A 284-nucleotide genomic window follows, 5' to 3' on the forward strand; every position below is an offset into this window, starting at 1 on the left:
GGCATTCAGATTGTAAGCGCTTAAACGTATTTTCTAGCATGGTGCTCTGTGGTTCATAGACAATACCACGATCATTGAGATAATCTGCTGCTTCGTTAAGGATTTCTACTTTACGTTTATTGTGCTTTTCCATGTGTGTACGGACTTGTGGTGTGGCATTTTTCCACTTTAGGTAAAAATCTTTATTTTGATCAAGTATTGTCCAGAAGCGATTAGCACCTTGTACATGTTTTAACAAGCTTTCATTTTCATGAAGTTGCTCTTTGATCTCTGCTATCTCTGTA

General features: G+C 37.3%; 1 protein-coding gene. It reads right to left on the reverse strand.

Translation table 11 applies throughout. The annotated features are described in order from the left end of the window. Positions 1-284: hypothetical protein (locus HMPREF3190_RS07685; protein WP_449676317.1), on the reverse strand; the 284-nt coding region annotated here is incomplete at both ends.

The sequence above is a fragment of the Umbribacter vaginalis genome, from assembly GCA_001552935.1.
Taxonomy (GTDB): domain Bacteria; phylum Actinomycetota; class Coriobacteriia; order Coriobacteriales; family Eggerthellaceae; genus Berryella; species Berryella vaginalis.